The following is a 2,491-nucleotide window of genomic DNA, read 5'->3' as shown; positions in this document are numbered from 1 at the left end:
TCATGTGCCGAATCATCTACAAGAAATTATCACAAAAATTCTTAGACCGCACTAAATCGGACAAGTCAGGAAAAATAAAGACCAGGCCATTGATTCAGAAATAAATGCTATTCGTATTTTAAAAAATCATCCCGATTTTTCTGAATCTACTTTAGCTTTATATAATGATAAATTAATGTTTTATGAAAAAACTGATTGTCAATAAACCAATAATTTAATTTGTTTGAATTTAAATAATTGTTTCAATTAATAGATTTTTAATTGACAATTGTTGTTATTTGGTAGGATATTCCTTTTACAATAATTCATTCAAAATATTTTCAATTTCTTTTCTTTTTGAAGGACGTGGTAAATTAATTTGTATGGGTTTACCTTTCGGGCTGAATAATAAATAACGTGGTATTGAATTTATACCAAAGTGTAAGGCAAATGCAGACTTAAATTGTTGTTCAAGAAAAAAGTTATTGTCTTTCAAATTTAATTGTTTGCTTTTCTTTTGCCAAGTCGAAGTGGCTCTGTCAAATGAAAGATAAATCCAATTAATTTTATTTTTATATTTTTTGGCTAATTCAATACCATAAGGTAATTCTCTAAGGCATGGAGTACACCACGATGCCCAACAATCAATCAAAACATATTTATTCTTTGAAAATATATTATTGAGTTTTATTGCTTTTCCATTGAATGGTAGTATAAGTGTATTGAGGGCATCATAAAGTGAGTATATTTTTTCATTTTTTTCTTTTTCCTTTTCTTCAAGTATAGTGTTGGTTAAAAATGTTTTATAACTATTATTATTGCTGAATTGCGAAAAATCGTGAACCAAAGAATCGTAACAATCTAATTTAAATTTAAGGCTCCATACTAGAATTTCAACTAAAAAATGATTTTTTATGCTACTATCGATTTGCCTTTCTTTTATATCCTTATATATGTTTTTTAAACCAACATTAGTGGATAGTGCTTCATAATTTGTTTCAAGTTTAGTTTTGTCAACCCAGTAAGATGAAGCTGCTAATTGGGTAAGGTTAGTATTGAAATATAAATAAGGGTCATTAAAATTTGGATTATAGAATGCGCAAACATAAGGATTGGAGGTACTATTTATGTTTTTAGTTAAATATCCGATAGCACTATCGTTTTCAAATAATGTAAAATAAAAAGAAGCATATATTTCAGCCTTTGCTAATTTTTGAATGGTTAATGGGATTGAATTTTTTTCTGAATATAATTTCAAGAACCTATCTCGTTGCTCAAATAATTGCCGGGTCATAACATACAGCGTATCAATATTGTAATTTGCCTGTAATAAACTTATATTCGGCAATCGCATATCTCCACCAATACTTTCTAATGAATCAAAAATGGCATATGAGGCTGCATTTTTGCCTTCATATTGCAGTTGATAATTGTAAAAATGATGAGGTGTATCTACGGGGTTTATTCTTTTTTGGATATGAATAGTTATTGTGTCGCCAGGTATTATAAAAATATAATGCCCAACGCCATCTAATATATATGCGCTACAGGTATCATAACAATCATAGCTACAAGTTGTAGTGCCTATGTTATTATTGTTATTATATTCTAAAATTGTTTTTTTAAAAAAATATTTATCTGGTGATGTCATTAATCCCGAATATGCGGGTTTTAGTATATCAAATGCCATAGAGTCTTTTAATTCCGGTGACAAGTTGTATTGGTACTGAACAATCAATTTTTTTTGTGCATTTGTAATATTTACTCCTAATAATGTAGTCAATAAGAAATAATAAATGTATTTCATTGCCAAAAATTAAATTGTCACATAATATTTAAAATGGGAATATCATTTAATTATCCACTTACTGATATATCAGTAAGTGGATAATGCTTTTATCTACAATCCACGTTAACACAAGCATTATTGGCTAAACAAGCTGAATCTGCTGTACTTTGGCATGTTCCACCGCCGTCAATACAAAGTACCTGAGCTGTTCTTCCGCCAGTAAAAGTCCAAGTGCAAGTCATATAAGTACTCCCACCCAAAATTTTTTTCATTTCATCTTTAGTTAAAGGTTTCATTTTTTTAAGTTTTTAAAATAATTAATTACTTTCCATTTTCTATCGGTAGGAAAGTTTCACCGTTTGAATGGCCATTCATTGCATTATTCATTTATCTTCCGGAGAATTTTTGAATAAATGCAACACAATAATATATGATTTATTTTGAATTGGCAATAGGGGAATCCCTACAATTTACTAAAAATTGAATTTTGTAGGGAATTCCCTACACAAAAAAATTAAGCTATATATATACTATATATACTATATTTACAAAAACATTTTGAATGAAAGTTTTTATTTATCAAGGTCAATCTGATGTAGCAATTTTGGTAAGGCATCACATACAACGTTACTTTCCATCTTTATCTATTGCTTTGTTTAACAACGCGGTACATTTTTTACAGCAACTTCATTTTGCCAAACCGTTGCCCCATTTCATTGTGTT

Annotated in this window: 2 protein-coding genes; both read right to left on the bottom strand. The window is 28.7% G+C overall.

Annotation, left to right across the window (positions count from 1 at the left end):
* Positions 1-295: 295 nt before the first annotated feature.
* The gene (locus tag JK139_RS15355) at positions 296-1,786 is read right to left on the bottom strand and encodes a TlpA family protein disulfide reductase (RefSeq protein ID WP_218332160.1); all 1,491 of its coding nucleotides are present in this window, start codon (positions 1,784-1,786) and stop codon (positions 296-298) included.
* Between the two features lie 89 nt (positions 1,787-1,875).
* Positions 1,876-2,064, bottom strand: a complete 189-nt coding sequence (locus JK139_RS15350; protein ID WP_074421313.1) for a hypothetical protein — start codon at positions 2,062-2,064, stop codon at positions 1,876-1,878.
* Positions 2,065-2,491 lie beyond the last annotated feature (427 nt).

The sequence above is a fragment of the Hydrotalea lipotrueae genome, from assembly GCF_019249625.1.
Classification (GTDB): domain Bacteria; phylum Bacteroidota; class Bacteroidia; order Chitinophagales; family Chitinophagaceae; genus Hydrotalea; species Hydrotalea flava.
Note: the sequence above shows the minus strand (reverse complement) of the source record. Positions and strands in the feature narration are given on the sequence as shown.

Excerpts from the sequence above, each read along its gene's own strand:
- JK139_RS15355 (WP_218332160.1), bottom strand. The coding sequence starts at position 1,786 with ATGAAATACATTTATTATTTCTTATTGACTACATTATTAGGAGTAAAT.
- JK139_RS15350 (WP_074421313.1), bottom strand. The coding sequence starts at position 2,064 with ATGAAACCTTTAACTAAAGATGAAATGAAAAAAATTTTGGGTGGGAGT.